The sequence below is a fragment of the Ligilactobacillus ubinensis genome (assembly GCF_024160875.1).
Lineage (GTDB): Bacteria > Bacillota > Bacilli > Lactobacillales > Lactobacillaceae > Ligilactobacillus > Ligilactobacillus ubinensis.
This window is the reverse complement of the sequence record NZ_JAIULA010000004.1, coordinates 1-24,744: the sequence shown is the minus strand read 5'-3', so window position 1 is coordinate 24,744 and position 24,744 is coordinate 1. Positions and strand designations below refer to the sequence as shown.

The window sequence follows — 24,744 nt, the reverse complement described above, 5'->3', positions numbered from 1 at the left end:
AAGCAATAAATTTCAATAAGAGGTGCTAATATAATGAAGAAAAGAATTAAGGGTTCATGTACCACTGTTTTAGTTGGGAAAAAAGCATCTATCGACGGTTCTACGATTATTTCACGCAATGATGATGGACACGAAGCGTTAGATCCAAAGCGGTTTGTTGTCATTAACCCAGAAGAACAGCCCCGACAATATCAAGCTATCATAAGTGGGATTAAAGTTGAGTTACCTGATAACCCGTTACGTTATACTTCAATTCCCAATTCAGTTTTAACAAATGGAATTTGGCCTGCAGCAGGAATCAATAGTGAAAATATTGCAATGTCGGCAACTGAAACAATTACAACAAATTCGCGAATACTAGGTGTAGATCCATTAGAAGTAAGTGGAATTGGTGAAGAGGATTTAGTAACGCTAGTGTTACCATATATTCATAGCGCTAGAGAAGGTGTAACACGATTAGGAGCGTTACTTGAAAAGTATGGGACATATGAGTCCAACGGAATCGCTTTTTCAGATAAGGATGAAATTTGGTGGCTAGAAACAATTGGAGGACACAATTGGGCAGCTAAGAGAATTCCTGATGAAGCTTATGTAGTTGCACCGAATAGAATGAATATTGATGAATTTGATTTCAAATCAGATGATACAATGTTTTCATCTGATTTAGAAAATATTATTATTAAGTATAAGTTGAATCCAGATTTTAAAAATATCAATCTACGTCACATTTTTGGGAGTGCATCGATAAAAGACACTGTTTATAATAATCCACGTACTTGGTATGGGCAAAAGTTTTTTAATCCGGAAATAGTGCATGATCCGATGGAACAAGATTTACCGTTTATCTGTTATCCAAATCGGAAAATTTCGATAGAAGATGTCAAATTTGTATTAAGTTCTCATTTTGAAAACACAAAATATGATGTATATGGTTCCGGTTCAAAAGAGGATAAAAAGTTGTTTCGCCCAATTGGGATAAATCGTAATCATGATGTGCATATTTTGCAAATACGTAATGATGTTCCAGCTGAAATTGCAGGAATTCATTGGTTAGCTTTTGGTGCAAATACTTTTAATACAGTTGTACCATTTTATGCAAATGTTAGAGATACACCAGAAAGTTATAAAAATGCAGATGAAAACTTTAATTTAAATCAGATGTATTGGTTGAGTTGTACAACTGCTTTATTGGGAGATACTGATTATGATTTTTATGTTGATATGCGTAATAGCTATGAGCTAGCTGCTATGGCTGCCTATCGAAACATAGAAAATAAGACAGATGCAAATTTAACTGGACAAGATATTAATAGCTATCTTGAAAAAGCTAATCAAAAGTTAGCTGATGAAGCATTGAAGTACCAAACCAAGCTTTTAGGAGATATGGTAATTGCAGGTTCAGAAAAGATGAAATTACGCTACAATCTGAACGATTAATATATATAAAAGAGGATTTGAAACTCTATTTTGAGCTTCAAATCCTTTTATATATATATGATAAAAATAAGTGCTAATGCATAGTCGCTATAACTTTTACAAAATTATAGACCAAATACAGTCTTATATAATAAAGCAGCACTGATACCAGCACAAATCGGAGCTGCTACTGGAACCCAGGCATAACTCCATTGAGAAGAGCCTTTATGTTTTAAGGGTAAAAGTGCATGAACCAAACGGGGACCCAAATCACGAGCTGGATTAAGAGCAGGGCCTGTAGGACCACCAAAGGAAGTAACAAGAACCATAACCAATAAACCAATTCCAATAAAGCCAGCACCTTGATTTCCATGAGCGAAAACTGGTGAATTTGTTATTGCAAGTGCTGAAAAAACTAAGGTAAATGTACCAAAAAATTCGGTGACAAAACCGTTGAAATAATTTTTTGTAGCATCAATCGTTGAAAAAGTCCCTAGAATGGATTCTGGGTTTTCTGTAATATCGTAGTGTGGTTTGAAACATAGAACGACTATTAATTGACCAATAATAGCACCTAGAAATTGAACGCATAAATATGGTAAAACTTCGCTCCATGGAAACGCACCAGCTACAGCTAATCCAATAGTAAATGCAGGATTAATATGATTGCCAGAAACTGAACCAAACATTAAAGCGGGAATCATTACCCCAAAACCATAACCGACAGCAATGGTAAGCCAGCCACTTTTTTCTCCTTTCGTTCCTCTTAGTTCAACGTCGGCAACTGACCCGTTCCCTAAAATAACCATGATTGCAGTTCCAAAAAACTCAGCTGCTAATCTTGTTGTCAATGCAAAATGCATGATATCCTCCTGAAAGTATGTATTAAATTTTTAATTGCTATATGTAACAATTTAATAATTGCATATTATATATAATAAGTATCTAAGTGTGCAATGTCAATAAGCTTTCTAAATATTTTTCAAAGATGCCTAATATAATCTTTACATTTTCAAAAAATCATGAAAATGATATTTTATTTAATTATTTAAAATAATCAGCTTTTTTAGTTGTAATTTTGTCCAAATATTTTAGAATAATAGTTAGTGACCTAAGGAGGTTTTAGGATGATATCAAAAGTAGTAGAAAAAATGCTTGGTAGTCGTAAGAATAGTTATTTAATTCCGGCTGATATGGTTGCTAATGTATCAGAAAGTAATCATTTAAACCATGCATTGCTTGTATTAACTAAGGTTAAATATGCTAAAATACCAGTATTGGATAAAAAGCAGCATATAAAAGGACTACTTTCTCTCTCGATGATTACAGATACAATGCTAGGGTTAAATGGCATTGATCCTAGTCACTTAACTCGTTTAACCGTGGCTGATGTGATGGATACAGAGGTACCTACAATTCATCAACCTTATGATATAGAAGAAATTTTACATTTACTTGTAAATCAACCATTTTTAGTGGTCGTAGATGATGATAGTCTGTTTAAGGGGATTATTACTCGACGAGAAGTGATGAAAGAAGTCAATTATCTAGCACACGAGTTAGAAAAAGAGTATGAAGTAAAACCGAATCCAGGTTATGTAAAAATATAGTAACAAAAACAATAGTTTAAATTAAGAGGAGGTAGTTTTATTTGGCAAAGTTAGATGCAAATGAAATTATTAGTACAATTGCGAATTCAGAAAAAAAGACACCGGTAAAGGTTTTCGTAAAGGGTGAGTTAACTAAAGTAAATGCACCAGAAACAATTGAAACATATTTTGCAGAAACAGCAGGTGTATTATTTGGTGATTGGAAAGATGTCGAAATATTTTTAAAGGACACTCCAGAGATTAAACAATATCATATTGAAAATGATGGCCGTAATACTGGTGTTCCGATGATTGATAAGAAACAATTTAATGCTAGAATTGAGCCTGGCGCAGTTATTCGAGACCAAGTAGAAATTGGTGATAACGCAGTTATTATGATGGGTGCTGTTATTAACATCGGTGCTGAAATTGGAGAGGCATCAATGATTGATATGGGGGCTATTTTAGGTGGCCGTGCTTTAGTAGGCAAACATTGTCATATTGGGGCAGGATCAGTGTTGGCGGGAGTTGTTGAACCACCTTCAGCACAGCCAGTAACAATTGAAGATAATGTTTTGATAGGGGCTAATGCTGTCATACTAGAAGGTGTTCGTGTAGGTAAAGGAGCCATTGTTGCCGCTGGTGCAGTAGTTACTAAAGATGTTGCTCCATATACTGTTGTTGCAGGTACTCCAGCTCAAAAAATTAAAGATGTAAAAGATGTAGCATTAGGTAAAAAAGAAATTGTGGATGATTTACGTAAGTTGTAGACTGTGCAAGTATAAAATTATCTTTAATTATTAGAACAATAAAAAAAGTCAAGAGCCCAGGACAAAAGCCTGGGCTCTTCGTATCTTCGAATGTTTATTGTTAGAATTTGAGCACAAAGGTTGTTGTCGCACTTAAACTCGTAAACTAGAGCCCCAAAAAGTGTTGCATTTAATTTGATAATTCAAAATATAAAGAACAAGAGTTGAAAGATTTATCTATGAAAGTAGCTTTTAAACACAAAATTTTTGCGGTATGATGTAAAATATAAGCATACTTTAAACTAAAAGAGGGTAACTTTATGGCATTTAACGAAGCAGAATTGATTAAGATTAGGCGTGAATTGCATCAAATTCCAGAAATCGGAATGCAAGAATTTATGACATCTGAAAAGTTATTAAAGATTATAAAAAGACTTCCTCAGAAATATTTGGAAATTAAAGTTTGGAAAACAGCTATTGTCGTACATGTTTTAGGAAAAAAGGCAACTAAAACTATTGGATATAGAACAGATATTGATGGTTTACCAGTAACCGAGGAAACTGGATTACCATTTTCTTCAAAGAGACCAGGATATATGCATGCATGTGGGCACGATATCCATATGACAGTGGCGTTAGGCATCTTAAGTCACTTTGCAGATGAGCAACCTGAATGTAATTTAACTTTCCTTTTCCAACCGTCTGAAGAAATATTGAGTGGTGGTAAACAAGTATATGAAAATGGTGTGCTTGATGAATGGATGCCTGATGAAATATATGCTTTTCATGATAATCCACAGTTACCCGCAGGGGCAATTGGATGTAGAATGGGAACATTATTTGCAGGAACTTGTGAAATCCATGCAACATTTATAGGGAAAAGTGGGCATGCAGCTTATCCGCATATGGCAAATGACATGGTTGTTGCAGGGGCACAATTTGTAAACCAAATTCAAACGATTGTAAGTAGAAATATTGATCCAATCCAATCAGGTGTTATAACATTAGGTCATTTTAATGCAGGAACAACAGGTAATATAATTGCTGGTAAATGCCAGATAGATGGAACCATCAGGGCCTTGACACAAAAAAATAATTTATTCATTCAAAAAAGAGTACAACAAATTGCTAAAGGAATAGAAGATAGTTTTGACTGTGAGGTAAAGTTAATTTTACAGCAAGGTGGATATTATCCTGTAGAAAATAATAAAAAAACTACAGCTTATTTCATAGATTATATGCAACACAATCAAGATGTTAATTTTATAGAAACTGCACCAGCAATGACTGGGGAAGATTTTGGCTTTTTGCTGTCTAAAATTCCTGGGACGATGTTTTGGTTAGGCGTAGATAGTCCATATTCATTACATTCAGAGCATTTAGCGCCTAAAGAAGATGCAATAATGAAAGGTGTTAACGCAATGGTTGGTTATCTAAAGAAAAGACAAAAAGATATTTTTGCAGCTGAATATTAAAAATAATGTAATTAATATCAATTGCATAAGTATAGCGAGAAAAGAGGAGCTTAGGACTTGGTCCCGAGTTCCTCTTTTTTCTGAATGTAGGGTGCTAAAATATGTATCTAAAGACAGGTAATTGTGCTTAACCACGTAATTAAGACAACACAAGCTCTAGATTATCTAATTCACGAGGTTAATATGCTCTAGCTAACTATTTTTTCAGTCTTTTAGTTAGAAGATACTTCGTACTTTCTTTGCTAGAACAGTTATTTAGGAGCAATATTTAATGGTGATGATGGGATTACAAAACCGTTTTTGTGTAAGGCTTTCAGATACTGAGTCAAAAAAGCACGTTGAATAGGTGCTTGAGCACCATTTTTGGTATAAATTGCAATGCGAAAAACCATACGACCACTGCCTGCATCAACAACTCCTAAAATTAAAGGCCCTTTAGTTATATCAGGATATTTAGGAGTTAGTTCGACATTTACAGTAGAAATAATTTTTTTCATTTCATCTATTGATTTATTACGATCAATTTGGATATCAATTAGAGCACGCATATCACTGCGCGAAAGGTTACTAACAATAGTAATGCTACGATTAGGTATATAATTTAGAGTACCATCATAGCCTAGAATTTGGGTTGTACGTAATCCAACTGAGTAAACTGTCCCCTCAATAGTTCCAATTTTAACTTCATCGCCTACTGAGAGTTGTTGCTCAAGTAAAATAAAGCCACCTGTTATCACATCATTAACAAAACCTTGTGCGCCTAAACCAATTGCGACAGATAAGATTCCGGCACCGGCAATCAATGTACCTACAGGGACACCTAAGATAGACAAAACAGCATAGAAATAAAATAATAAAACGGAATAGTGAAAAATATTACGAATTAAAGCTTTCATTGTTTTGAGTCGGTTACTTGCTACATGTTGTAGATTGTGAGAATGTTTGAAACTTTGCTTGATAATTTTATTACCTACTAAATTGATGAACAAAAACAAGATAGAAATTAATATAAGGATAATAACTGTTGAAATTATTTTACTAAATATACCATCCCAGTTAATTGAAGAAATATATCTAGATAAGATATTTGTTTGTTTAGATACCTGATTACTTACAGAAAGTGTAGCTAATCCATTTTCTAATAGCATAAAGTGTTTCAATGCATGAGATCTCCTTCGATTTTTTAGTTAGTATAATAATAACAAATTTTGTGATTAACTGCGAAAAAAGTTAAGAGATAGTTAATCATTTAGCAAACAGTTATCTTTTAATTGCAGTTTTGGCAGTGTAATGCTATCCTAAAAATAAGTAAATGAATGCGGAAAGCGGGAAAAATTATGATATTAACATTTGGGCAGTTGGCTGGGTTAATAGCAGCGGGGGCATTTGCTGTTTTAGTTGTTGTAATCTGTATTGTATTAAAACATGTCGTAAAAACGTTAGAGGAAACGACAAAGAGCATTACTACTTTGACAGAAGATGTAAATGGTATTGCAGGTGAAGTAGAGGAATTAGTTAGTAAAACGAATGTTTTAATGGATGATATAAATAGCAAAAGTGAAAAGCTGGACCCATTATTTGATACAATGGCAGAACTTAGTGAAAGTGTGTCAGATTTGAATACAGCTAGTCGCAACGTTGTTGAGAAGGTATCTGATTCAGCAAAATCAGCTACACAAGCAACGATGTTATTTAAAGCAAGTAAACAAATTTTAAAATTTTATAATAAACACAAGAAGAATTCAACTAATTAAGTTGGATGATAAATTGGAGGCAATAGTACAATGAAGAAAACTTTTCTATTGGGTTTAGGATTAGTCGCTGGAGCTACTTTTTATGTATCGAAAAAATTAACAGAAGAACAACGTGACAAAATTGCTTTGAAACTTGATGAAGCAATTTTAGATGGTCGTGAGGCAACCCTTAAGTATGATCGATATCTACATGAATTTATGCATGCTAACCAACTTGAATTGTCGCCTTTGAAAGATAAATTTCTTGAAAAAAAAGATGCAATTACAGAAAACGAGGCAGTTAATGATGCAATGACATCATTAAAACAAGCAACATCTGAGTTGCGTGCTAGACTTAAAGAAGCAAGTAAAGAATTAAGCGAAGGAACTCTAGATGAAAATAACGAAAATCTACAAGATGATATTGTGATAGATGGACGCTCTGCTTTTGGAGAAGCAAAAGATGTTGCTGATTTTGAAAGTGAACATCCAACAGAAACTTTTTATCCTAAAGATACTGAAAAATAATAAAACCAGAAATGATTTTAACGTTTAAATCATTTCTGGTTTTATTATTATACTATTGATTATTTAATAGGTAGCATTCTAAGCTCTTTTGAAGAATGAGTAAATGAATTTGCGCCAGTATCAGTAATATAGACACAGTCTTCAATGCGTACTCCAGAAAAACCAGGAACATAAATACCTGGTTCAATTGAGAAGCACATTCCAGGTTTAAGTACCATATCATTTCCTTCCATGATTGAAGGAAATTCATGATCACTCTGTCCCATTCCATGCCCTAATCGGTGGATAAAATATTGACCATAGCCTGCTTTAGTAATGATATCGCGAGCTATTTTATCTAATTGAGCGGCTGTAATCCCTGGTTTAGCAGCAGCTTGAGCAGTTAGTTGTGCCTCTAAGCAGACATCGTAAATTTCTTTAGATTTGGCATCTATTTGTCCGAATGCTACAGTACGTGATGCATCAGAAACGTAACCTGAATAAACAGTCCCTAAATCAAAAAGACATAGTTCATTTGCTTTAATATTGTCAGCTTTAGGTGCACCATGTGGATCAGCCGCATTTGCTCCACTTTGTACAATTGTGTCAAAACTCATATGCAGAATACCTTTTTTCTTCAAGGCGTATTCAATTTCAGCAACAACATCTTGTTCAGTTCTTGCGGTAGATAATGAGTTGAAGCCAACTTCAAAAGCGTAGTCAGCCCATTTACCAGCGACTTTCAGAAGCTCAATTTCCGCCGCTGTTTTAAAAAGTTTCTCATGCTCGATTACAGGAGTTAAATTTCCTGTAAATTCAGCGTTGGGAAATTGTTGTTTAATTGCTTCATAGCGTGTAACTGTTAAGTTTCCCTTTTCTATTGCCCATTTTTGAGGATCAGAGATTAGATTAGCAATATGATTTTTGATTAATAAAAAAGGATCTTCATGATCTAGATAACCATAAACAGGGAATTTCCAACCAGTTTCTTTAACAGCCTCAACTTCAAGTGCAGGTGCAAAAATAAAAGGATCTTTATCTGGAAAGATAAATAAAGCCAAAACACGCTCAATTGGGTCACTGCCAAAACCAGTGAGATATTGGATGTTTTTATAATCACTAATATAAGCAATATCATAGCTATTATCAGCGAGCCATTCTTGGACTTTTGTAATGTGTGACATAAACATCGCCTCGTAAAATAAGATAGTTAAAACAATTTTATTATAGCACAATCCCTATAATGAAATTTGCAAGAATAAAGAGACATTTGTGTATCCAAAATAAATAATTATATTTTATGGAACAGGAAGATTATTTTGAAAAAGAATATGAAAATAAAAATGAAAATTTTCTTTGAAACGCTTGCATTTTTTGCTAAACTTTGCTAAATTAGATAGGACATAGTGAAAGCAATTTTGAAAATTAAATTTTTTAAGGAGAAGAAAAATGGAAAAGCAAACAATTACAATATACGATGTTGCTCGTGAAGCAGGTGTTTCAATGGCAACTGTTTCTAGAGTCGTTAATGGTAATCCAAATGTTAAACCTGCAACAAGAAAAAAGGTTCTTGAGGTAATTGAGCGTCTAGATTATCGTCCTAATGCAGTTGCACGTGGATTAGCAAGTAAAAAAACAACTACCGTTGGTGTCATTATTCCAGATGTAACTAATATTTATTTTTCATCTTTAGCACGGGGTATTGATGATGTAGCTGCAATGTATAAATATAATATTATTTTAGCTAACTCTGATGGTAATACACGGAAAGAAATTCAAGTTTTAAATACTTTGTTAGCTAAACAAGTTGATGGAATTATTTTTATGGGTAATAATTTAACAGACGAACTGCGTGCTCAATTTGAACGTTCTAAGACGCCAATAGTTTTGGCAGGGTCTATTGATCCAAAAGGTGAAGTAGAAAGTGTGCATATTGATTATGTAGCAGCTGTTGAAGAAGCAGTGGCAGATTTAATTAATCATGGTAATAAGCGTGTAGCATTTATTTCGGGTTCGCTTGCGGATCCAATAAATGGACAATATCGTTTAAAGGGCTATAAAAATGTTTTAGCAAAACATGGAATTAAATATGATCCTGATTTGGTATTTGAAACAGATTACAGTTATCGTGCAGGAGAAGTCTTATGGCCAGCAATGGTTGCAACAAAGGCGACAGCTGCTTATGTTGGAGATGATGAATTAGCTGCCGGCGTTATTAATGGTGCACAAGATTCTGGTATTAAAGTACCCGATGAATTTGAAGTGGTTACAAGTAATAATTCTAAATTAACAGAAATTGTGCGACCACAAATGACCTCAATAACACAACCACTTTATGATATTGGTGCTGTTGCTATGCGCTTTTTGACAAAGATGATGAACAAAGAAACGATGACAGAAAAAACAATTGAATTGCCATATGGCTATATCAAGCGCTCTTCCACAAAATAAAATATTGTTATAAGAAGGTGCAATTAAATTCTATTTACTCGGAAATTTAATGCACCTTTTTTATTGAATTAGTAAGAGGTGAATAGTTGCGTGCGCAAGATAGCTTTAAAGTCTAAGATAAATATATATATTTTTTTTGTACTCATAATAATGTTAGTGCTGTTTATCAGTTCTTCGATGACATATAAGCAACAAACGGTTGTTCCAGGATTAGCTAAGTATTTACCTAATAAACCTTTTGAAAGTACACTTAGATACATTTCTTTTCATTATGCTGGTGAAACTGTTGCAATTAAAGAAATAGGTTATTATAAATTTGTTGAATTTTTTATTAGAAAGGGTGCACATTTTTTTATTTATTGTATGATGGGTGCATTTTTTTATCTAGGTTTAAAAGATAAGTTAGAAGCTATTTTTTTAACAGTGTTTGTCAGTTGGTTAGCTACATTAGGTTATGCAGCATTTGACGAATTTCATCAGATGTTGACGGGGGGACGAACCCCATTATTTCAAGATGTTATGTTAGATGGCAGTGGTGCATTTTTGGGAATTATTTTAGCTACTATTTTTTTGATGTTTTGGAATAAAAAAAAGCAAAATGGAATTTATTGGTAGATAGCATTGCTAAAAGATTACAGATTTGGTATTATGAAAGTTGGCTTGTTAGCTAAATTTGAATTTAATCGGAAAGAGGTATTCGAACATGTCAGGACATTCAAAATGGCATAATATACAGGGCCGTAAAAACGCTCAAGATGCTAAACGCGGAAAAGTTTTCCAAAAAATTTCACGAGAAATATATATGGCTGCAAAGAGTGGTGGTCCTGACCCAGACGCCAATCCACAACTTCGTTTGATGATGGATAAAGCTCGTGCAGCAAATATGCCTAAAGACAATATAAAACGTGCATTAGATAAAGCATCTGGTGCTAATGGTGCAAATTATGAAGAAATTACCTATGAAGGCTATGGCCCAGCTGGTGTTGCAATTCTAGTGCACACATTAACTGATAACCGTAATAGGACAGCTTCAGCGGTTAGAGCTGACTTTAATCGCAATGGTGGTGCTTTAGGCGAAACTGGTTCGGTGAATTTCATGTTTGATCGCAAGGGTTATATTGCTATTTCTCGTGAAGAACTAGATGTAGATGAAGATCAAATGTTTGAAGATATTCTTGAAGCAGGTGCTGAGGATATGCAAACAAGTGATGAAGTATTTGAAATCTATACTGATCCTAAAACATTCGTTGGTGTAAGAGATGTTTTAGAGAAGAAATATGATTTAGCAAATGCTGAACTTACGATGATTCCTCAAAATACAGTTCCAGTTCCTGAAAATAAAATTGAACAATTGCAACGATTAATTGATCGTTTGGAAGATGAAGATGATGTTTCTGAAGTCTATACATCTGCAGAATTTCCAGATGAGGATTAATTAGCAATATTAATAATTGGCAATAGTTAGATAGCTCTCTTTTGATAAACTTCAAAGGAGAGCTTTTTGGTGCACCATTACATAAATTACAGAAGCAATTTTTAAATAGTTTATTTGAGCAATATAATATAATATAATATCTATGAGTGCAGTAAATGAATATAGAAGGGTACTATATAAAGATATATAGTTTAATAGGATAAGATAATGAATAAAGTAACAGTATTAGGAAGCTTAAATGTAGACACAATTTTAAAGGTTCAGCGACTACCTAAACCTGGAGAAACATTACAGATAATTTCAAAGCAAAATGCTGGTGGTGGAAAGGGAGCAAATCAGGGAATTGCAGCAGCTCGAAGCAATGCACAAACTTCTTTTATTGGTAAAATCGGAAAAGATGAAAATGGAAAAATGATGTGTGAGGTTTTACGTTCTGCTGGAATTGATATAACTAATGTGACAACTGCATCTTCTGGAACAGGGCAAGCATTTATTTTACTGCAGAAAAATGGAGAAAATAGTATCCTTGTTTATGGAGGGGCAAATCAAGAGCTAACAGCAGCAGATGTGCAAAAGGCAAAAAATAAGATTGTCAATTCAGATTTTTTAGTTACCCAGTTTGAAACACCACTTGAGTGTGCGATAGAAGGATTTAAAATAGCTAAAAATGCAGGAGTAGCAACAATTTTAAATCCAGCTCCAGCTAAAAAAATCCCAACTGAATTGATGCAAAATGTGGATTTAATAACCCCTAATGAAACTGAAGCTGAGTTATTAACAGGAATTAAAGTGATTGATGAAAAAACACAATGTTTGGCCGCAGAAAAATTACTAGAGTTTGGTGCCAAGAATGTTATTATTACACTCGGAAGTAAGGGGGCATTCTATCAAACAAAAAATGAGCGAGGGTTTGTTCCGGCACTTAGAGTGGATGCGGTGGATACGACTGCGGCCGGAGATACTTTTTTAGGAGTACTTAGTTCACAATTAGACAAAGATTTCAGCAATATAAAGGAAGCAATTAAATTTGCAAATAAAGCATCAGCGTTAGCCGTACAAAAACTAGGCGCTATACCGTCAATACCTAGCTATAAAGAAATAAAAAGATCGTTATAAAAAAGCATTTTAATACGAAAAAGTACTTAGAAAAACATTAATGATTATTTTTTAATTAATCGTTAATTAATTTTTTAAGTACTTTTTTATATTTTAATAAAAAAACGAGTATTATTTGCGTATTTATATTGTAACAGGAGGATGAAAAATATGAATTCACAATTAAGAGAAATTTTTAAAAAGGCAGTTGAAAAAAGAGCAAGCGATATTTACTTTTTACCTAAAAAGGATAGCTATACTATTAGTTATGCAACGCAAGGGTTTCATTTGAAGCAAATGTCTTTTCAATTTGAAATAGTACGTCAGTGGTTAAACTATCTAAAATTTAAAGCCAATATGGCATTAAGTGAGCATCGTCGGCCTCAGCTAGGTTCATGGATTTACGAAGCGGGAAAAGAAAAAATATTTTGTCGTTTATCTACAGTAGGTGATTTTTTAGATAATGAATCTTTGGTAGTGCGACTAATATATGGACAAAAGGAAGAAAAAGCTGGCTATTTTTTTTCCGACCAATGGACGAAAATAATGCAAGCTTGCAATAAGAGAGGATTAGTCTTGTTTGCTGGACCAATGGGATCTGGTAAAACGACATCGATGTATCAATTCGCAAGACAAATGAAAAATAAGCAAGTCTTATGTATTGAGGATCCTATAGAAATACATGAACCTAACTTTTTACAATTACAAGTTAATGAAAAGGCTGAGATGACTTATTCGGAATTACTGAAAGTTGCTTTACGACATCATCCAGATGCATTTATTATTGGTGAAATTCGAGATGAAAAAACAGCACAGGCAGTTATTAAAGCTGCATTAAGTGGGCATTTAATTTTTAGTACTGTTCATGCGCAAGATGCAGGTGGTGTAATAACACGACTGCAAAATTTAGGGGTCTCAAAAGATGAAATACTACAAGCTGTTCAAATGGTTTCTTATCAACGCCTTTTACCAACAATAGATGGAAATAGCAAGGTTCTTTTCGATCAAATTGACAACTTAGAAATTAGAAAGGGAAATTATTGTTTGCTAAGAATGACGGAAGAATGGAGTGAACGTCTTGAAATTTGTGTTAAGAATAAATGGATTAGTAACGAGACAAAAAAGCAATTTAGCAAAGGTTAAAGTCTGGTCTGCCAGAAAACAGGCAGTATTTTTTAAATTATTAGCTGATCTGTTAAAGTCAGGCTTTTCACTCCAACAGGCTTTAGAAAGTATTGTGGTATTACAACCTGAACAAGCAGTCGAAATTAAGCATATACTAACAATGCTTTCAAATGGAGATCAAATTAGCCAAGCAATGAAAGATGTGGTATCTAAAAATACATTTTATCAACTTGTTATTGCTGAAAGACATGGACAACTAGATGATAGTGTGCATCAATTGGGAGAAATACTGGAGCGCAGAGTACGGCAACAAGAAAAAATAAGGATGTTACTATTATATCCAGCTATTCTATTTATATTATTAGCAAGTATTATTACTGGAGCTCAAATATGGTTAAAACCAGCTTTAAATCAATTTGGAATAATGAATAGTTATTCTAAAGAATTTAGTTATATCAATTTAGTATATTACTGTATATGGATTTTACTAAGTGCAGCTGTTGTGTATTGTTTAAAAATACTATATTGGTGGAAGAAGCAATCTACATTGTCAAAGCATCATTGGTATAGTCAATTGCCAATTATTGGAAGTGTATACAGGCAATATTGCTATTATTATGTATCACTGAATTTAGGCTTGTTACTCAGTAGTGGTTTAGATTTTCACCAAATTTGTCAATATTTACTTAACTTTGAACACAATTCATTACTATATCAGATGGGAAGACAACTAACTTCTTGGTTGGAAAAAGGAGAAGAAATAAAAGATTTTGTTAAATTATATCCATTCATACCTACGGAAATGGGGATTTTTTTCAGTAAAGGTCAAACTCAAGAGAAGCTAAGTAGCGAGATGCTAGTATATTCACGATTAGCATATCAAAAACTAATGCGTAAATTTGATCAACTGATAGGTCTAGTACAGCCACTACTTTTTTTAGTAATTGCAATTATCATTGTCGGAACATATCTAACAATTTTATTGCCGCTTTATAAAAATATGGGGGAATTATATAAATGAAAATAAAGAATAAAGTACAGGGTTTTACATTAATTGAAATGGTTGTCGTCCTTTTCATCATTAGTTTACTATTGTTAATAGTTATTCCAAATGTGACAGAGCAAAGACAGCATGCTAATGTCATAAGTGATAGTGCACTAAAAACCGAATTATCGACACAACGACAACTATATTTGAGCGATAATCCAACTGAATCAACAGTATCATTAGAAAAATTACAAGAGGAAAAGTATTTGTCAAGTCAGCAAGTTAAGCAGATAAAAGAACGTAACTTAGATGATTAATAAAAAAAACGATGCTTTTACTTTAATTGAAGTAATTATTGTTCTTGGAATTACTGCAGCTATATTTATATTAGGATTCTCTATTACAAAAAATACAAAGCAACGATTGGATGAGAGACAGTTTTGGAAAACTTTTGATCAAGCTTGGTCACAAGTAGCTACTGAATCTGAACAAATGAAAACTAATGCGCAAATAGAATTTTATTCGACAAAAATAAATTTTATATATTATAGTTCAACAACAAAAGGATATAAGCGCAATACAAAAATTATAAAAATACCAACTACATTTAAATTAACAAGCAATTGGGCAACGGTATATTTTTTTGAAAATGGTGGGGCAAAGATGCAAAGTGTAAGTTATTACTCCTCAGTGACAAAAAAACAATATGTTTTTATACCTCAGATTGGATATGGGAGGCGTTATCGAATTGAAGAGAAATAGTTGTGGCTTTATTCTCGTAGATAGTTTAGTTGGCTTATTGCTAATTACAACCGGTGTTACACTTTTTTGTAGTAATCAATATTTTTTTGAAAAGCAAAAAAACAAATTAATAGATACATCAGATAATTATACAGAGTTAGTTAATAAAGGTAAGCAGATGATTTTAGATGGTGGTTCAACTAAAATTAGCAAATTTGAACTTAAGGATATTAAAGTTGAAGTACAAGAATAAAAAAGCAGCATTTACTTTATTAGAAACGCTTATAGCATTAGTGATAAGTGCAATAGGAATTTTGTTAGTTACTGGAATAATATTTAACATATCTAAAAATCTTGAAAAACAAAAACAAGAATATAAGGCTAGAGTGGTACAAATGGTTCAAGTGATAGAATCGGATACTTTGATGTTGGAGTATAGAGAAAGTAATTATAAGGGGAGTGAGATAAGTTTTTATAGTGCTACTAAAAAATCGATGTATAATTTGAAATTTCAAAATAATAAAATATGGCTTAACCAAGATGGTCAAGGGTATATGCCATTATTGTTTGAAGTAGAGAGCTTTAAGTCGAATTGGAATAATAACAAACATAGTTTAAACATTAATATAAAGATGCATGGTTATGAATTTAATAGAACAGTGATTTTAGCTACATATAAGGGGAAAGTAGATGATGAATAGACTAAGTGCAACATTATTATATACAGGGGGAATGTTACTGTTGTTACTTTCAACAATTTTTGTTGGACAGAGTATTTATTATCAATTTCAACTTAGTATGTATTCGCACAATATTCAATACAATAAAGCAAAGGTATTATATAATATGGCAATGCTTAATCGTTTAGAAAAAGGCAAGCAGATGAAAACAAATATTGGAACAATAAAATATGAAGGCGATAGTTACCAAGTGTATTTAACTAGTCAGCAAAAATATATTTTTTATGTATCAAAAAATAGTAGCAGTGCAAGTGAGTAGCTGGTAAGCTTGAAATTTATATTAAATATAGTTACACTTGAACAATAAAATAATGAGGTGAAGTGGTTTGGATATGGAGAGTATGAAAAATATTGTTGAACGATTTCAAAAGTTATCACAAATTGTAAAAATTTTACAAAAAGATTTAGATATAAGTTATATGGATGCTTTAATTGAAACAATTGACAATATTAATTCAGGAGAAATACATGTTGAAGAAGGGTTACCACATAAGGAAGTAAGAAGAGAATTAGAAAAGAAATATGCAGAGGCTAATTTTAATGGTTTAAGTAATGAAGAAAAGCGTAAAGTATTCCAGTACTTAATATTACAAGCTTATAAAAAAGAAATGTTTCAAGCCAATCATCTGATGACACCGGATACGGTAGCTATTTTTATGTATAGTATATTAGATAAAGTATTATTAAGAAAAAAGGAAAATACTCTGTTAGATATTACTGTTGGAACAGGAAATTTATTATGTTTTGTTATGGACAAACTACAAAAAAGTGGGACTAAAGTGCAAGCATTTGGTATTGATAATGACGATTCATTAATTGCATTAGCAGGCTTAAATGTAGAGTTAGAAAAACTTCAAGTTGAATTGTTTCACCAAGATGCGCTTGATGGATTAGTAATTCCACAGGTTGATACTGTAATCAGTGATTTGCCAGTAGGGTACTATCCAATTGATGAAAAAGTTAAGGAGTTTAAAACACGTGCAGCAACAGGACATTCATATGTGCATCATCTATTAATTGAACAGGCAATAAACCAGTTGAAAGACGGAGGAATAGGAATCTTTTTAGTTCCTCAAAATCTATTTGAAACGGAGGAATCTAAGAAGTTATTAGAATATATACAATCAGATGCATATTTGCAAGGAATGTTGGGCATACCGTTAGAACTATTTAAAAATAAAAAAGATCAAAAATCGATTTTAATTCTACAAAAAAAGGGTGGGAGTGCTAAACAAGCGGATCAAATTCTTTTAGGTAATTTTCCAAGTATTTTTGATAAAAAAGCGCTAGAAAAATTTCGAGATGAGTTAGATAGTTGGTCAGAAAGAAATTTTAGAAAGCAAAACTAGTTAAAAACCTTTATTTCAATAATTATACAAGGGTAAGCTGTTGGTGTAAAAATTATCCAAAGCGAAAAACATTCTTCTTATTTTAAAATTAAGTATTGTATAGTGTGATGAATTATTTTCATCATTTCATGAAACTGCTGAATTTTACTACATTTTCGGAACGTGTTATACTAGAAAATGCAAGTCTAAAGTTAGAGAGTTTAATTACATCGTAATGATACTTTAAGTCTAATTTTAAAGATAAGGAGTCGTAGTATAAATGGCACAAGAGAAAGGATATGCAAGAAACCTTAAAAGTCGCCATGTACAATTAATCGCTTTGGGTGGGACAATCGGAACGGGATTGTTTTTAGGCTCAGGAAAATCTATTCATTTAGCGGGACCATCGATAGTGTTAGCATATTTGATAACTGGGATAGTTTGTTTTTTACTGATGCGTGCGATGGGAGAATTATTACTTTCAGATCTAGAAACGAGATCCTTTATTGATTTCATTTCAAAATATTTAGGTAAAGATATTGGACTTATTACAGGGTGGACATACTGGGTTTGTTGGATTACCATAGCGATGGCAGATGTTACTGCAACTGGAATGTATGTTCAGTATTGGTTTCCAAATATTCCTCGGTGGCTGCCTGGATTAATAACAATTGTCGTTCTTTTATGTTTGAATTTAATTACAGTTGGTCTTTTTGGTGAAACAGAGTTTTGGTTTGCTCTGATAAAAATTATAGCAATAGTGGCGTTAATAATTATTGGAGTTATATTAGTTCTTATTAACTATAAAACACCACAAGGACATGCTAGCTTTGGAAATTTAATTAATTATGGTGGCATATTTCCAAAGGGTTTTAGAGGATTTTTAATGTCATTTCAGATGGTAACTTTTGGTTTTATTGGAATTGAGATGATAGGGGTGACTGCCTCTGAGGCAGAAAATCCAACTAGAGTAATTCCTAAAGCAATTAATGAGATACCAACTCGAATTATTATTTTTTATGTAGGATCTTTAATAGCTTTGATGGCTATTTATCCATGGACAAAAATTACTACTACTGAAAGTCCGTTTGTGCAAGTATTCCAAAATGTAGGAGTTACAATGGCTGCGGGAATTATTAATTTTGTAGTATTAACGGCAGCGGCTTCGGCATGTAATAGTTCATTATTTAGTACAGGAAGAATGTTATTTTCTTTGACGTATGACAATAAAAAGAATTGGTTCGCTCGAAAAATGAGAAAACTATCACGAACACAAGTGCCTGCCAATAGTATTATTTTTTCGGCAGTTATAATTGCGATAGCTGTTATGGCTGAGTTTATTGTACCTAGTGCAACAACATTATTTACATTTATTTCAAGTGTTGCAACGACATGTTTTCTTTTTGTGTGGGGGGCTATCGTAATTGCACATTTGCATTATCGTGAAGATTTGAGAAAAAAAGAAAAAATGGCTAGCAGAAATTTTAAGATGCCATTTTATCCAGTTTCTAATTATTTAATTATCATTTTTTTGATTTTTGTTGGATGCATTATGTGTTTTGAAAAGACAACTTTTTTGGCTTTATTAGCGGCGTTAATGTGGTTTATTGCATTATATGTAGTTATACGCATTCGAAAAAAAGCAAGATAATTATTTTATATGCACTTAAGCAAAAATGAATTTATGCTTGAGTGCTTTTTTTATTATAAGAATCGTTGTAATATTAGTAATATATATTAAGCGGTGCAGGAGGATTTTATTTGAAAACAGAAAAAAAAGAACGACGGGAGGCACAACTAGCTAAAAAAGCAGAAGCAATTCAAGCTTTTGCTAGTGATGTACAGATGCAAGACTCTACAAATATTTCAATTGATGGACATCCGTATACTTTACTAGTTAATTATCGCGAAGGATTTCAGATAGAGAAGTTACGCGAACGGTTCAGTAAGATTTTGACTAAATATGATTACATTGTCGGTGATTGGGGATATGATCAATTACGCTTACACGGCTTTTATGAGGTTGAAAGTAAAAAAGGAGTACCTAGTCAAAATATTGATCGCCTTGAGGATTATTTGTATGAATATTGTAACTTTGGATGTGCATACTTTGTATTGCATAATTTAGAAGTACAACAGCCAGAGCCAATTCCAGCGGGTACAAAGCGTAAATTTAAGAAAAATAAGATGGATACACATAGAAAGGTCCCTTCAAAAGTAAAAAAACAGAGAGATAAGATCTATGGTGATGAAAAAAAATATGATGGTAATAAAAATAAAGTTCATAAATTTAAAACGCCAAGGAATGTACAACCTAAAAAACAGCAAACAAAAAAGCATCATTTTACAATTCGCCAAAAAGGCTGAACTTTAGAGAGGATATTTTATGAAAAGCTATAAGGGATATTTAATTGATTTAGATGGCACAATATATAAAGGAAAAATAAGAATTCCAGCAGCTAAAAGATTTGTTGAACGATTACAAGAAAAAAATATTCCATTTTTATTTGTAACTAACAATAGTACACAGACGCCAGAAAAAGTAGTTGAAAATTTGCGGGTGAATTTTGATATTTATGTAGAAACAAATAATATCTATACTACAGCAATAGCAACGGCAGACTATATTGCTGACTTAGATTCTAATAAACGTTCAGTTTATGCGATAGGTGAGTTAGGCTTGAAACAAGCACTACTTGATCGGAATTTTTATTTTGAGGAAACTAGGCCAGACTATGTTGTTGTTGGTTTAGATTATGATGTTACATATCATAAATTTGAATTAGCTACTCTTGCTATTAAACGTGGTGCAAAATTTATAGGGACGAATGCGGATACTAATTTACCTAATGAAAGAGGTTTAGTACCTGGTGCAGGCTCTGTAATTGCACTTGTTGAATGTTCAACACAGCAAAAGGCGACTTACATTGGTAAACCAGAAGCGATTATCATGGAAAAAGCCTTAAAGAGGATTGGGTTAAAAAAAGATGATGTTGTAATGGTAGGCGATAATTATATGACTGATATTCAAGCTGGAATAAATTTTGGAATTGATACGATGCTTGTTTATACAGGGGTATCGACAAAAGAACAAATTCAAAAGGTTAATATAAAACCAACAATAGAGTTAGATTCTTTGGATGAATGGCAAATAGAAAATGATTAAACTTAGAGTGACAGAAATTTTGCAAATTTTTGGCTTGTTCTTAGCGCTATTTGCAATCTGTATAGCAATAACTATTAATTTTCATCCACTATATTATTTTATGGTAACTAAGGAGAATCTTGGTGAAAAAGCAGGTGTTAGTAACGCACACTTAATTAAGTCGTATAAGGATTTGCTAAATTTTTTGAATTTCCCATGGATTACGGAGTTACATATGAAATTGCCAACATCATATGCAGCTATGCAACATTATCGTGATGTTAAGGCACTTTTTTTTAAAGATTATGTTGTCGCTACTATGGGTATTCCGTATAGCTATTGGTATTTAAAAAAACTTAGAATACAAAAGTGTATGTGGATTTTAATACAACCAATATATTATTTAATAATTATGATAGTCTTAATACTGTTTGCAATGTTAATTAATTTTAATAATTTTTTTATAGTATTTCATAAAATATTATTTCGAAACAATGATTGGTTGTTTGATCCAAATTTGGATCCTATTATTAATGCTTTGCCGGAATCTTATTTTATGGCGTGCTTTATTTTGTTTTTAAGCTTATTTTTTGCTTGTTTGATTGGGCTACTGATGTGTGGAAAAAATGAATTAAAAAAGAAATAGTGGATTTTTTTGCAAAAAAAGTCTAAACATAAACAATGCTAATGTGTAAGAATATACGCATTTAATGTTTATGTTTAGACCTTTTTTATTAATTGTCTATAGATTTATTTTTGCTAAAACGTGTTTTTATAAAAGCTATTAGAGCAGGTAATATAGAGACTAAAATAATACCCAGGACAATCATTGAAAAGTGTTTTTTGACGAATGGAAAATTTCCAAAGAAATGACCACCACCACAGCAGATAGCTACCCAAGCAGTTGCGCCAATAACGTTGTAGCGAATAAATTGTGTATATTTGTAGCCACTTGCTCCAGCAACGAAAGGAGCAAAGGTACGAATAATTGGCATAAACCTAGCCAATGTAATTGAAATACCACCGTGTTTTTCAAAAAATCTTTCGGTTTTGGCAATATTTTCTTCTTTAATAAATTTACCAAAAAATTTGTGTTTAACAATAGATTTACCCACTTTTTGACCAATAAAAAAGTTTAATGAATCTCCAGCTATAGGGGCAATTAAAAATAAAACTACAAAAATCCAAGTATGCAAATGATAAATTGGATTAGCAGCTAGAGCACATGCTGCAAAAAGTAATGAGTCTCCGGGTAAGAAGGGCATAATAACAGCCCCGGTTTCAATAAAAATGATAAAAAATAAGATAATATATGTCCAATTGCCAAACGTGTTCACGATTGTAACCAGATGTGAATCGATGTGTAGGACAAAATCGATGAAAAACTGTAACAGATTCAATGTGATAACTCCTTTAATATTGTTTATCGTTATATTCAATAAAATTAACTTTAGTTACTTCCCTTTAGAGAATTAAATTGTTTAATTAATTGAGTACTATGTGCGGGTTGTCGTTTATCGGGATAAACGTACAATAAAGCATTATTTACAGCACTAGGTGCTTCACCTAAACCGGTAGCAATTAAATCTAATTTTCCAGGATGGTATGCACTGTCTCCAATTGCATATATACCTGGTAAGTTTGTTTCTTGAGACTGATTTACTTTAATGACACGGTTTTCCATTTGAAGATTCCAACTAGACAATAATTTATTATCTGAAATAAAACCATAATTAACTAGTAAATGATCAACAGTAAGTTCCTTTTTATCATCAGAACGAGCTTTTTTTAAATTTAACTTAATTTTATTTTCAGAAGCTTTTTCCAGAGAGGAAATAGTAAATGGTGTATCAAATATAGTTTTTGTTGAACGAAGTTTTTCTAAATTTGCTTCCAATGCCCTAAATTTATCGCGTCGATGAATAATATGAATGGATTTTGCAATAGGATAAAGTGCTAAAGCCCAGTCAATTGCAGAATCACCACCACCAGCGATGGCAAGATCTTTATTTTTAAAAATCTGTGGATTAGTAATGAAATAATGTAACTGTTCGTTTTCGAATTCTTTAGCATTTTCAATAGCTAGTCTACGCGGTTCAAATGCACCTATACCTGCGGCAATAATAATGCTGCGACTGTAAGTAATTCGCTTTGACGTTTTAATAGCATAACCTAAATCTGTTTTACTAAAACTTTCGACAGTTTCACCTAAAAAGATATCAGGATTGAATTTTGTGGTTTGATATATCAAGTGCTGTATTAGTTTTTCACCTGTAATTTCATAGAAGCCGGGGACATCATATATATTTTTAGCTGCAAAAAGAGTACTGACTTGTCCGCCGAGTTGATCTAGGCTTTCAATAATTTGTGTTTTAGCTAAACGCATACGTGCATAGGTGGCAGCAAATAACCCGACTGGGCCACCACCTATGATTGTTATATCATAATAATTTTGCTCTGTCATTTGAGACATAAACTCCTTCCAAATGCATTAAATATAGCTTTAGATTAGCACAATTTTTAGTTAAGTCAAAATACTATAATATTAAATATTAGTGTATGTTATAATAACAGATAAAGACTCTAATATTAAACTGGAGGAAATATAATGACGTATCCACAATTGATTTTGACGGATTTAAAGGGCCCAAAAGCAACTATTAAAACAAATTTTGGTGATATAGAAGTACAACTATTTGCTAAACAAGCACCTAAAACAGTAGAAAATTTTGTAGGCTTATCAGAAAAAGGATATTATGATGGCGTAATTTTTCATCGTGTAATTAAAGATTTTATGATTCAAGGCGGAGATCCAACTGGTACTGGTATGGGAGGAGAAAGTATTTGGGGTCAACCATTTGAAGATGAATTTTCGAGTGATCTTTTTAATTTACGTGGTGCGCTGTCAATGGCAAATGCTGGACCATCTACAAATGGTAGTCAATTTTTTATTGTTCAAAATAAGAATATGGCTCCGCAAATGTTGGAACAAATGAAAGCTGCAAAGTATCCAGAAGAAATAATAGCGGCCTACGAAAAAGGCGGGACACCTTGGCTTGATCATCGACATACAGTTTTTGGACAAGTAATAAAGGGAATGAATATTGTCGACAAAATTGCAAACATTAAAACGAAACGTCAAGATAAACCATCTGAGGATGTTGTAATTGAAACTATATTAATTGAGAAATAGATATATTTGTAGGAACATAGAAAGTGAGTTTTAGTAACAATGCTAAAGGTTGAGAAAATTCGATTTGCGCTTTGTTGATTGACTCACTTTTTAATTATATTTAAACTTGTAACATTATTTTTATAATAAATAACTGTTCTACTAATATAAAGGAGTTTAACATGGATTATAAAATTGGAATGATATTGGAAGGAAGGATAACAGGAATTCAACCATATGGTGCTTTTGTAGCGCTAGATGAAAATACGCAAGGGTTAATTCATATTTCTGAATGTCGTCACGGGTATGTAAACAATATTGAAGACTTTCTTAAAGTAGGACAGAAAGTTAAAGTAATTATAATTGATATTGATGAATATACCGGTAAAATATCACTATCTGTTCGATGTTTAGAAAAACCTTTTGATTTTTCAAAGACAGATAATCGAATTCATTATCAGCATAAAAAATTTTGGACTAATAAGCATCTTCAAAGTGGATTTGCTCCTATCGATCAGCGATTGGATAAGTGGATTAAAAGAGCTTTAGATGATATAGAACAAGAAAAATAGAGAATTTTAAATTTGTACTTGACTAAAGCTGATAAGATTGGTATCATATTTTTTGTTGTCAAGAATAGGTGTTATAGTTTTTCTTTTGAACATATTAAATATTTAAAAGTGGTTATTGACATCAGCTTGAGACTAAAGTATAATAAAATGGTTGTCAGTTATTAACTGGTGACTAAAGTAGATCTTTGAAAACTGAACAAAGTTTTTAGACAAATCAAATGTGTAGGGCTATCTATTCGAAAGAATAGGTACAAACATTTGCGAAGTCAATTCGCTAGTAACAAATTAATGAGTCACAAATTCTAAAATGAGAGTTTGATCCTGGCTCAGGACGAACGCTGGCGGCGTGCCTAATACATGCAAGTCGAACGCTTTGCTTATCACCGTAGCTTGCTACACCGATAAGCATTGAGTGGCGAACGGGTGAGTAACACGTGGGTAACCTGCCCAAAAGAGGGGGATAACACTTGGAAACAGGTGCTA

29 protein-coding genes and 1 rRNA gene are annotated in these 24,744 nt (G+C 32.6%); 25 read left to right on the top strand and 5 right to left on the bottom strand.

Features of this window, described 5'->3' with window-relative positions; genetic code table 11:
- The first annotated feature begins 33 nt into the window (after positions 1–33).
- Entirely contained in the window at positions 34–1,437 is a 1,404-nt protein-coding gene (locus LB941_RS02900; protein ID WP_253359333.1) for a C69 family dipeptidase, read from the top strand.
- 104 nt (positions 1,438–1,541) lie between these two features.
- Here the strand turns inward: LB941_RS02900 and LB941_RS02895 are convergent, their stop codons facing one another.
- A complete protein-coding gene (locus tag LB941_RS02895; protein WP_253359332.1) occupies positions 1,542–2,279 on the bottom strand; it encodes an MIP/aquaporin family protein in 738 nt (245 codons plus the stop codon).
- 264 nt (positions 2,280–2,543) lie between these two features.
- Here LB941_RS02895 and cbpB point away from each other — a divergent pair, with 264 nt between their 5' ends.
- The 3 genes from cbpB to LB941_RS02880 all read left to right on the top strand — a co-directional run bounded on the left by cbpB (position 2,544) and on the right by LB941_RS02880 (position 5,229).
- A complete protein-coding gene (gene cbpB, locus LB941_RS02890; RefSeq protein WP_253359331.1) occupies positions 2,544–3,026 on the top strand; it encodes a cyclic-di-AMP-binding protein CbpB in 483 nt (160 codons plus the stop codon).
- A 41-nt stretch (positions 3,027–3,067) separates the two neighbouring features.
- Positions 3,068–3,775 carry a 2,3,4,5-tetrahydropyridine-2,6-dicarboxylate N-acetyltransferase gene (gene dapD, locus LB941_RS02885; RefSeq protein WP_253359330.1) on the top strand — a complete coding sequence of 236 codons (708 nt, stop codon included), beginning with the start codon at positions 3,068–3,070 and terminating at the stop codon, positions 3,773–3,775.
- Positions 3,776–4,074: 299 nt separating this feature from the next.
- A complete protein-coding gene (locus tag LB941_RS02880) occupies positions 4,075–5,229 on the top strand; it encodes an N-acetyldiaminopimelate deacetylase (RefSeq protein WP_253359329.1) in 1,155 nt (384 codons plus the stop codon).
- Between the two features lie 251 nt (positions 5,230–5,480).
- On the opposite strand, the gene LB941_RS02875 is transcribed toward LB941_RS02880, so the two are convergent.
- Positions 5,481–6,377 (bottom strand): mechanosensitive ion channel family protein, encoded by an 897-nt coding sequence (locus LB941_RS02875; RefSeq protein ID WP_253359503.1) that lies wholly within the window; start codon positions 6,375–6,377, stop codon positions 5,481–5,483.
- A 189-nt stretch (positions 6,378–6,566) separates the two neighbouring features.
- Between LB941_RS02875 and LB941_RS02870 the strand changes: the two genes are divergently transcribed.
- Together LB941_RS02870 and LB941_RS02865 are read left to right on the top strand one after the other, a co-directional pair.
- Positions 6,567–6,983 (top strand): DUF948 domain-containing protein, encoded by a 417-nt coding sequence (locus tag LB941_RS02870; protein WP_253359328.1) that lies wholly within the window; start codon positions 6,567–6,569, stop codon positions 6,981–6,983.
- Between the two features lie 30 nt (positions 6,984–7,013).
- A complete protein-coding gene (locus LB941_RS02865) occupies positions 7,014–7,490 on the top strand; it encodes a hypothetical protein (protein WP_253359327.1) in 477 nt (158 codons plus the stop codon).
- A gap of 59 nt (positions 7,491–7,549) precedes the next feature.
- Here the strand turns inward: LB941_RS02865 and LB941_RS02860 are convergent, their stop codons facing one another.
- Positions 7,550–8,653 (bottom strand): aminopeptidase P family protein, encoded by a 1,104-nt coding sequence (locus LB941_RS02860; RefSeq protein WP_253359325.1) that lies wholly within the window; start codon positions 8,651–8,653, stop codon positions 7,550–7,552.
- Between the two features lie 265 nt (positions 8,654–8,918).
- On the opposite strand from LB941_RS02860, the gene ccpA reads away from it, so the two are divergent.
- The 16 genes from ccpA (at position 8,919) to LB941_RS02780 (ending at position 21,163) form a co-directional block, all read left to right on the top strand.
- Positions 8,919–9,920, top strand: a complete 1,002-nt coding sequence (ccpA, locus tag LB941_RS02855; protein ID WP_253359323.1) for a catabolite control protein A — start codon at positions 8,919–8,921, stop codon at positions 9,918–9,920.
- 99 nt (positions 9,921–10,019) lie between these two features.
- Positions 10,020–10,535 (top strand): VanZ family protein, encoded by a 516-nt coding sequence (locus LB941_RS02850; RefSeq protein WP_275979986.1) that lies wholly within the window; start codon positions 10,020–10,022, stop codon positions 10,533–10,535.
- An 88-nt stretch (positions 10,536–10,623) separates the two neighbouring features.
- Positions 10,624–11,355 carry a YebC/PmpR family DNA-binding transcriptional regulator gene (locus tag LB941_RS02845; RefSeq protein WP_253359318.1) on the top strand — a complete coding sequence of 244 codons (732 nt, stop codon included), beginning with the start codon at positions 10,624–10,626 and terminating at the stop codon, positions 11,353–11,355.
- A gap of 204 nt (positions 11,356–11,559) precedes the next feature.
- On the top strand, positions 11,560–12,471 hold the full coding sequence (rbsK, locus tag LB941_RS02840; protein ID WP_253359502.1) for a ribokinase: 912 nt from the start codon (positions 11,560–11,562) through the stop codon (positions 12,469–12,471).
- Positions 12,472–12,621: 150 nt separating this feature from the next.
- Positions 12,622–13,593: a competence type IV pilus ATPase ComGA gene (comGA, locus tag LB941_RS02835; protein WP_253359316.1), complete on the top strand. Its 972-nt coding sequence runs from the start codon at positions 12,622–12,624 to the stop codon at positions 13,591–13,593.
- Positions 13,538–14,596: a competence type IV pilus assembly protein ComGB gene (gene comGB, locus LB941_RS02830; protein ID WP_253359500.1), complete on the top strand. Its 1,059-nt coding sequence runs from the start codon at positions 13,538–13,540 to the stop codon at positions 14,594–14,596. The genes comGA and comGB overlap by 56 nt, the downstream gene beginning before the upstream one ends.
- Positions 14,593–14,880: a competence type IV pilus major pilin ComGC gene (comGC, locus tag LB941_RS02825; protein WP_253359314.1), complete on the top strand. Its 288-nt coding sequence runs from the start codon at positions 14,593–14,595 to the stop codon at positions 14,878–14,880. Before comGB ends, comGC begins: the two co-directional genes overlap by 4 nt.
- The gene (locus tag LB941_RS02820) at positions 14,873–15,325 is read left to right on the top strand and encodes a prepilin-type N-terminal cleavage/methylation domain-containing protein (protein WP_253359313.1); all 453 of its coding nucleotides are present in this window, start codon (positions 14,873–14,875) and stop codon (positions 15,323–15,325) included. Before comGC ends, LB941_RS02820 begins: the two co-directional genes overlap by 8 nt.
- Complete coding sequence (locus tag LB941_RS02815; protein WP_253359312.1) at positions 15,312–15,557, top strand: hypothetical protein; 246 nt, start codon at positions 15,312–15,314, stop codon at positions 15,555–15,557. The genes LB941_RS02820 and LB941_RS02815 overlap by 14 nt, the downstream gene beginning before the upstream one ends.
- A complete protein-coding gene (locus LB941_RS02810) occupies positions 15,541–16,005 on the top strand; it encodes a type II secretion system protein (protein ID WP_253359311.1) in 465 nt (154 codons plus the stop codon). The genes LB941_RS02815 and LB941_RS02810 overlap by 17 nt, the downstream gene beginning before the upstream one ends.
- On the top strand, positions 15,995–16,303 hold the full coding sequence (locus tag LB941_RS02805) for a hypothetical protein (RefSeq protein WP_253359310.1): 309 nt from the start codon (positions 15,995–15,997) through the stop codon (positions 16,301–16,303). The genes LB941_RS02810 and LB941_RS02805 overlap by 11 nt, the downstream gene beginning before the upstream one ends.
- A gap of 73 nt (positions 16,304–16,376) precedes the next feature.
- Positions 16,377–17,393 carry a class I SAM-dependent methyltransferase gene (locus tag LB941_RS02800; protein ID WP_253359309.1) on the top strand — a complete coding sequence of 339 codons (1,017 nt, stop codon included), beginning with the start codon at positions 16,377–16,379 and terminating at the stop codon, positions 17,391–17,393.
- A 259-nt stretch (positions 17,394–17,652) separates the two neighbouring features.
- A complete protein-coding gene (locus tag LB941_RS02795) occupies positions 17,653–19,023 on the top strand; it encodes an amino acid permease (RefSeq protein ID WP_253359308.1) in 1,371 nt (456 codons plus the stop codon).
- Positions 19,024–19,133: 110 nt separating this feature from the next.
- Positions 19,134–19,739 (top strand): YutD family protein, encoded by a 606-nt coding sequence (locus LB941_RS02790; RefSeq protein WP_253359306.1) that lies wholly within the window; start codon positions 19,134–19,136, stop codon positions 19,737–19,739.
- Positions 19,740–19,758: 19 nt separating this feature from the next.
- Positions 19,759–20,538 (top strand): TIGR01457 family HAD-type hydrolase, encoded by a 780-nt coding sequence (locus tag LB941_RS02785; RefSeq protein WP_253359304.1) that lies wholly within the window; start codon positions 19,759–19,761, stop codon positions 20,536–20,538.
- Positions 20,531–21,163, top strand: coding sequence for a TIGR01906 family membrane protein (locus tag LB941_RS02780; protein WP_253359302.1), 633 nt, complete (start codon positions 20,531–20,533; stop codon positions 21,161–21,163). Before LB941_RS02785 ends, LB941_RS02780 begins: the two co-directional genes overlap by 8 nt.
- Before the next feature lie 88 nt (positions 21,164–21,251).
- Here the strand turns inward: LB941_RS02780 and LB941_RS02775 are convergent, their stop codons facing one another.
- On the bottom strand, positions 21,252–21,917 hold the full coding sequence (locus LB941_RS02775) for a VTT domain-containing protein (protein WP_253359300.1): 666 nt from the start codon (positions 21,915–21,917) through the stop codon (positions 21,252–21,254).
- A 50-nt stretch (positions 21,918–21,967) separates the two neighbouring features.
- Positions 21,968–22,981 (bottom strand): NAD(P)/FAD-dependent oxidoreductase, encoded by a 1,014-nt coding sequence (locus LB941_RS02770; RefSeq protein WP_253359298.1) that lies wholly within the window; start codon positions 22,979–22,981, stop codon positions 21,968–21,970.
- Between the two features lie 144 nt (positions 22,982–23,125).
- Between LB941_RS02770 and LB941_RS02765 the strand changes: the two genes are divergently transcribed.
- From LB941_RS02765 to LB941_RS02755, 3 genes are all read left to right on the top strand, one after another.
- Entirely contained in the window at positions 23,126–23,710 is a 585-nt protein-coding gene (locus LB941_RS02765; RefSeq protein WP_253359296.1) for a peptidylprolyl isomerase, read from the top strand.
- A 161-nt stretch (positions 23,711–23,871) separates the two neighbouring features.
- Positions 23,872–24,261, top strand: a complete 390-nt coding sequence (locus LB941_RS02760; RefSeq protein WP_253359295.1) for a CvfD/Ygs/GSP13 family RNA-binding post-transcriptional regulator — start codon at positions 23,872–23,874, stop codon at positions 24,259–24,261.
- A 303-nt stretch (positions 24,262–24,564) separates the two neighbouring features.
- Positions 24,565–24,744: ribosomal RNA gene (locus LB941_RS02755) — 16S ribosomal RNA — on the top strand; the annotation flags it as partial.

What these genes read in the sequence shown, in the direction of transcription:
- LB941_RS02780 (WP_253359302.1), top strand. Translation starts at nt 20,531, where the DNA reads ATGATTAAACTTAGAGTGACAGAAATTTTGCAAATTTTTGGCTTGTTC.
- LB941_RS02765 (WP_253359296.1), top strand. Translation starts at nt 23,126, where the DNA reads ATGACGTATCCACAATTGATTTTGACGGATTTAAAGGGCCCAAAAGCA.
- LB941_RS02785 (WP_253359304.1), top strand. Translation starts at nt 19,759, where the DNA reads ATGAAAAGCTATAAGGGATATTTAATTGATTTAGATGGCACAATATAT.
- LB941_RS02875 (WP_253359503.1), bottom strand. Translation starts at nt 6,377, where the DNA reads ATGCTATTAGAAAATGGATTAGCTACACTTTCTGTAAGTAATCAGGTA.
- LB941_RS02760 (WP_253359295.1), top strand. Translation starts at nt 23,872, where the DNA reads ATGGATTATAAAATTGGAATGATATTGGAAGGAAGGATAACAGGAATT.
- LB941_RS02860 (WP_253359325.1), bottom strand. Translation starts at nt 8,653, where the DNA reads ATGTCACACATTACAAAAGTCCAAGAATGGCTCGCTGATAATAGCTAT.
- LB941_RS02870 (WP_253359328.1), top strand. Translation starts at nt 6,567, where the DNA reads ATGATATTAACATTTGGGCAGTTGGCTGGGTTAATAGCAGCGGGGGCA.
- LB941_RS02865 (WP_253359327.1), top strand. Translation starts at nt 7,014, where the DNA reads ATGAAGAAAACTTTTCTATTGGGTTTAGGATTAGTCGCTGGAGCTACT.
- LB941_RS02880 (WP_253359329.1), top strand. Translation starts at nt 4,075, where the DNA reads ATGGCATTTAACGAAGCAGAATTGATTAAGATTAGGCGTGAATTGCAT.
- LB941_RS02805 (WP_253359310.1), top strand. Translation starts at nt 15,995, where the DNA reads ATGATGAATAGACTAAGTGCAACATTATTATATACAGGGGGAATGTTA.
- LB941_RS02900 (WP_253359333.1), top strand. Translation starts at nt 34, where the DNA reads ATGAAGAAAAGAATTAAGGGTTCATGTACCACTGTTTTAGTTGGGAAA.
- LB941_RS02820 (WP_253359313.1), top strand. Translation starts at nt 14,873, where the DNA reads ATGATTAATAAAAAAAACGATGCTTTTACTTTAATTGAAGTAATTATT.
- LB941_RS02770 (WP_253359298.1), bottom strand. Translation starts at nt 22,981, where the DNA reads ATGACAGAGCAAAATTATTATGATATAACAATCATAGGTGGTGGCCCA.
- LB941_RS02795 (WP_253359308.1), top strand. Translation starts at nt 17,653, where the DNA reads ATGGCACAAGAGAAAGGATATGCAAGAAACCTTAAAAGTCGCCATGTA.
- LB941_RS02895 (WP_253359332.1), bottom strand. Translation starts at nt 2,279, where the DNA reads ATGCATTTTGCATTGACAACAAGATTAGCAGCTGAGTTTTTTGGAACT.
- cbpB (WP_253359331.1), top strand. Translation starts at nt 2,544, where the DNA reads ATGATATCAAAAGTAGTAGAAAAAATGCTTGGTAGTCGTAAGAATAGT.
- comGA (WP_253359316.1), top strand. Translation starts at nt 12,622, where the DNA reads ATGAATTCACAATTAAGAGAAATTTTTAAAAAGGCAGTTGAAAAAAGA.
- LB941_RS02845 (WP_253359318.1), top strand. Translation starts at nt 10,624, where the DNA reads ATGTCAGGACATTCAAAATGGCATAATATACAGGGCCGTAAAAACGCT.
- ccpA (WP_253359323.1), top strand. Translation starts at nt 8,919, where the DNA reads ATGGAAAAGCAAACAATTACAATATACGATGTTGCTCGTGAAGCAGGT.
- LB941_RS02800 (WP_253359309.1), top strand. Translation starts at nt 16,377, where the DNA reads ATGGAGAGTATGAAAAATATTGTTGAACGATTTCAAAAGTTATCACAA.
- comGC (WP_253359314.1), top strand. Translation starts at nt 14,593, where the DNA reads ATGAAAATAAAGAATAAAGTACAGGGTTTTACATTAATTGAAATGGTT.